The sequence below is a fragment of the Terrisporobacter othiniensis genome, from assembly GCF_000808015.1.
In the GTDB taxonomy this organism is placed as follows: domain Bacteria; phylum Bacillota; class Clostridia; order Peptostreptococcales; family Peptostreptococcaceae; genus Terrisporobacter; species Terrisporobacter muris.
Genome location: NZ_JWHR01000025.1, coordinates 1 through 3,716, shown reverse-complemented (window position 1 = coordinate 3,716; position 3,716 = coordinate 1). Strand labels below are relative to the sequence as shown.

Below are 3,716 nucleotides of genomic sequence, written 5' to 3'. Positions count from 1 at the left end.
CCACTATATATATTATTGTTAAAAAATATTCTAAAATTTTTTAGTATGCAACAGGAGGAATTATGAGTTATAAATTAATTGCATTAGATATTGATGGAACTTTAATCAATAGTTCACACCAGCTTACAGAAGGTGTAAAAAAAGCTATAAAAGAAGCAAAAGAAAAAGGTGTCAAAGTAGTTCTATGCACTGGTAGACCATTAAAAGGTGTCGAACAATTCTTAGAAGAGTTAAACCTTAAAGAAGAAGGTGACTATGCTGCTACTTTCAATGGTGCTTTAGTTCAAGATACATTTACTAAAAGCCCTGTATCTCACTTAACACTTAAGTATGAAGACTTAGTTGATTTGTATAATTTAAGCCTTGAAGTTGGGTCTAGAAGTCATTTCTATGATACAAAAACCCTTTATACTTTTAATAAAGATATCAGTGATTATACAGTATTAGAGTGTAACTTAACTGGAGTTCATTTAAATGTTACTACATTAGATGAAGTTCCTAAAGATATTGCCATGTCTAAATTCATGATGATAGACCATCCCGAAATATTAGATGAATGTATAAAAAAAATTCCTAAAGAATACTACGAAAAATATACCATAGTAAGAAGTACGCCTTCATTTTTAGAGTTTTTAAATGTAGGTGCAAATAAAGGTAGTGGTATATCTCTTCTGGCTAAAGAACTTGGTATAGATAAAGATGAAATAATCTGTGTTGGTGATGCAGAAAATGATAAGCACATGATAGAATATGCTGGTCTTGGGGTTGCCATGGGAAATGCTACTACAGAAATAAAGGATTTGGCTGATTATATTACTCTTTCTAATAATGAAGATGGAGTTGCTCATGTTATAAACAAATTTATACTAGAAGAAAGATAATGAAAAAGGAATTGCTTAATATAACCTAAGTAATTCCTTTTTCTATGCGCTTATAGACATAAACATTGAATAATTGTAAAATACTCCTTGTCGTAATTTATAAAAAATATATTTAAAAAGAGTACCTATTATGGAGAGTACTAATTCTATAGACATATATAAATTATTTTTGGAAAATATACCTTATCCTGTATGGATACAAGGTATTAATAGAAAAATAATCTTTATAAATGATCATTATGAGAATCTATATAATGTAAATGCCAGCGATATAATCGGAAAGAAAACTATTGATGCAGTATCTAAGGGAAAAGCTAATATTTATAATGAACAACTAAAAAAACCTTAATTACAAAAAATTGACTATGTCTGAAGCTCTTATCAAAGATTCATATTTTAGATCATATGTATTTCCTATTCTTGATAAAAATCAAGAGGTACAAGGTGTTGCAGGTATAGTTATTGATATAAATGAGAAAAAACAAAAACAACTAGAATTGATACACTTCCTTAGTCAATCTTCTACAAAGACGAAATTTCCATATACCTTGGCTATAATAAAGCATTTTCAGATAACTTTAAAAATCTACATAAATACGATTTGTTAGCTGATAATAGTATATTAAAAAAACAGACTTAGATTTAATGTCCGAAAAACATAAAGTTATGAATTTCTACAGGCAAGATAAAGAGGTTTTGAAAACTAAAAAAATAATTAGCTTTGAAAAAACTGCTATAAGCACCCTGATGGTCATATAGTAATTGAAGAAAGTGTAAAAACACCAATAATAGATGACCATGGGAATATAAGTGGCATAGTTGGAATTTCAAGAGATATCACTCAACATAAAGTATTAGAAGAAAAATTAAGGTATTTGAGCGAGATAGATGTACTTACAGATCTTTATAATATAAATAGCTTGGAAGAAAAAAACTTAGAAACTAAGGAACTTGCTCAAAGAGTAACTAAATATGCCCTGGATTTAGAAGAAAAACTAAACTTTAAGATTTCCGAATTAGATGAATTAATTTTAGTAGCTACCCTACATGATATTGATAAAATAGGTATTTGTGAAGATATATTACTAAAATCTAGTTCTCTTACTAATAAGAATTTGAAATAATGAAAACTCACCCAGAAAAGAGATATCGTATTATAAACGCTTCTAATGAGCTGTATACTGTAGCAAAAGGAGTGATTACACATCATGAAAGATGGGATGATAATGGCTATCCACTTGGATTAAAAAAAAAAGAAATACCTTTAGTATCTAGAATAATTAATATTGCAGACTCTTTCGATGTTATGACTAATAATAGGCCTTATAAAAGCGCTATGAGTAAAAATAAAGCAATAAAAGAACTTGAGAAATGTGCTGGAACACAATTTGATCCTACCTTATTTCAATCTTTTATAGAATATATTAATGATATAGGAGAATAATTCCCCTATATCATTAATATATTTATGCTAATTCTGCTTTTTCAATATCCTTTTTAATTATGGACTTTTTATAGTAAGTTCTAAATAAAGAAGAAACAACTATAACGCCAAGAGCTATAGATCCACTAGCAAATAATACATTTGCGCCTGTTGTGAAAGCTTGTTGGAAGTCTCCTTCTATAACATAAGACATTGTATTATATAATCCAAGACCTGGAATTAAAGTTATTATACCCGGAACAACAAATAAAATAGTTGGTTTTTTCATTTTCCTTGCCAATACCTCACATAACAAAGCTGCTATAGATGACGCAATAAAGTTCGAACTCATCATATCAAACCCTATTCTCATTAAAAGTACATATATAATCCAAGATGTCATTCCAATAGCTCCAGATATATATAATGTCTTTTGGGGAGAGTTTAAAAATACAGCAAAGCCAACTGCTGCTAAATATGAAAATATTATGTGTATATAAAGTGGCATCCAAATCATTATAATAATCCTCCCCATTTCACATATGAGTTCATAGAAATACCTACACCAACCGCTATGGCTGTAGCAATTATTCCTGCATCAATTGCTCTACCAACTCCAGACATTAGTTCTCCTGATACTAAATCTCTTATAGCTTTTATAAATGGTACTCCTGGCAAAAGTGGCATTATGGAACCAACTATCAACATTTTCGGTGTATCTAGGATTCCAACTTCAACTAAGCCTATACCACAAATTCCTATTATTATAGATGCAACTAATGTTGCAAATACAGGTATATTACTTACTTTTTTCACTTTTTCAAAAGTAATCATTGCAATTACAGATGTGATAAGCGTCAACATAAATGTAAGTACATTGTCCCCACCTACTAATACGGCAAAACTGGAAGATCCTATAGCAGTCCAAATATTCACTGCTTTTTGGGTATGAGGTGGCTTGAATTCTAAATTCTTTAATTCATATATTGCTTCTTCAACAGGCATATCTACATTGCTAACGAATTTCCTAGAGAAATCATTTAGTACATCAATTACATTTAAATTAATACATCTACTTTCTATTACCTTCATAAAAGTATATCCATCAAATCTATCATCAGATACTATGATTGTGTTAGGTGCCATAAATACATTTATATGAGAAAATCCCCTTGATTTACAAATCCTTTTCACAGTATCTTCAACTCTAAATGTTTCTGCCCCGTTTGCAAGCATTAATTGTCCTATAAATGTGGCTAATCTTAGCACATCTTTTTTATATTTGTGATTATTTTTTTCTATCATAAACATACTCCTCATGTCTATTATAATTCTACTAGAAATAGATTATATCATTTCATTTTCAATATATAAAGAGAAGATGTATTTATTTAAATGTAATAATTTTATAC

At 29.1% G+C, this 3,716-nt stretch carries 7 protein-coding genes and 1 pseudogene; 6 read left to right on the top strand and 2 right to left on the bottom strand.

All coding sequences use genetic code 11. The features are described 5' to 3' along the window. The first annotated feature begins 62 nt into the window (after window positions 1–62). The 6 genes and pseudogenes from yidA (at window position 63) to QX51_RS21065 (ending at window position 2,325) form a co-directional block, all read left to right on the top strand. Entirely contained in the window at window positions 63–881 is an 819-nt protein-coding gene (yidA, locus tag QX51_RS01905) for a sugar-phosphatase (protein WP_039678224.1), read from the top strand. A gap of 130 nt (window positions 882–1,011) precedes the next feature. Beyond that, a complete protein-coding gene (locus tag QX51_RS21085) occupies window positions 1,012–1,230 on the top strand; it encodes a PAS domain-containing protein (RefSeq protein ID WP_039678223.1) in 219 nt (72 codons plus the stop codon). A 16-nt stretch (window positions 1,231–1,246) separates the two neighbouring features. Continuing rightward, window positions 1,247–1,489 (top strand): hypothetical protein, encoded by a 243-nt coding sequence (locus QX51_RS21080; RefSeq protein WP_039678222.1) that lies wholly within the window; start codon window positions 1,247–1,249, stop codon window positions 1,487–1,489. Window positions 1,490–1,636: 147 nt separating this feature from the next. Continuing rightward, a pseudogene (locus QX51_RS21740) lies at window positions 1,637–1,690 on the top strand (hypothetical protein); the annotation flags it as partial. Window positions 1,691–1,756: 66 nt separating this feature from the next. After that, entirely contained in the window at window positions 1,757–2,005 is a 249-nt protein-coding gene (locus QX51_RS21070) for an HD-GYP domain-containing protein (RefSeq protein ID WP_052232826.1), read from the top strand. Continuing rightward, window positions 2,005–2,325 (top strand): HD-GYP domain-containing protein, encoded by a 321-nt coding sequence (locus QX51_RS21065; RefSeq protein ID WP_052232825.1) that lies wholly within the window; start codon window positions 2,005–2,007, stop codon window positions 2,323–2,325. Before QX51_RS21070 ends, QX51_RS21065 begins: the two co-directional genes overlap by 1 nt. 22 nt (window positions 2,326–2,347) lie before the next feature. Here QX51_RS21065 and QX51_RS01885 read toward each other — a convergent pair whose 3' ends face one another. Together QX51_RS01885 and QX51_RS01880 are read right to left on the bottom strand one after the other, a co-directional pair. Continuing rightward, window positions 2,348–2,821 (bottom strand): threonine/serine exporter family protein, encoded by a 474-nt coding sequence (locus tag QX51_RS01885; RefSeq protein ID WP_039678221.1) that lies wholly within the window; start codon window positions 2,819–2,821, stop codon window positions 2,348–2,350. Next, entirely contained in the window at window positions 2,821–3,609 is a 789-nt protein-coding gene (locus QX51_RS01880) for a threonine/serine exporter family protein (protein WP_039678220.1), read from the bottom strand. The genes QX51_RS01885 and QX51_RS01880 overlap by 1 nt, the downstream gene beginning before the upstream one ends. Window positions 3,610–3,716: the final 107 nt, after the last annotated feature.

Coding starts and splice junctions, on each gene's coding strand:
- yidA (WP_039678224.1), top strand. CDS start 63: ATGAGTTATAAATTAATTGCATTAGATATTGATGGAACTTTAATCAAT.
- QX51_RS21085 (WP_039678223.1), top strand. CDS start 1,012: ATGGAGAGTACTAATTCTATAGACATATATAAATTATTTTTGGAAAAT.
- QX51_RS21080 (WP_039678222.1), top strand. CDS start 1,247: ATGTCTGAAGCTCTTATCAAAGATTCATATTTTAGATCATATGTATTT.
- QX51_RS21065 (WP_052232825.1), top strand. CDS start 2,005: ATGAAAACTCACCCAGAAAAGAGATATCGTATTATAAACGCTTCTAAT.
- QX51_RS01885 (WP_039678221.1), bottom strand. CDS start 2,821: ATGATTTGGATGCCACTTTATATACACATAATATTTTCATATTTAGCA.
- QX51_RS01880 (WP_039678220.1), bottom strand. CDS start 3,609: ATGATAGAAAAAAATAATCACAAATATAAAAAAGATGTGCTAAGATTA.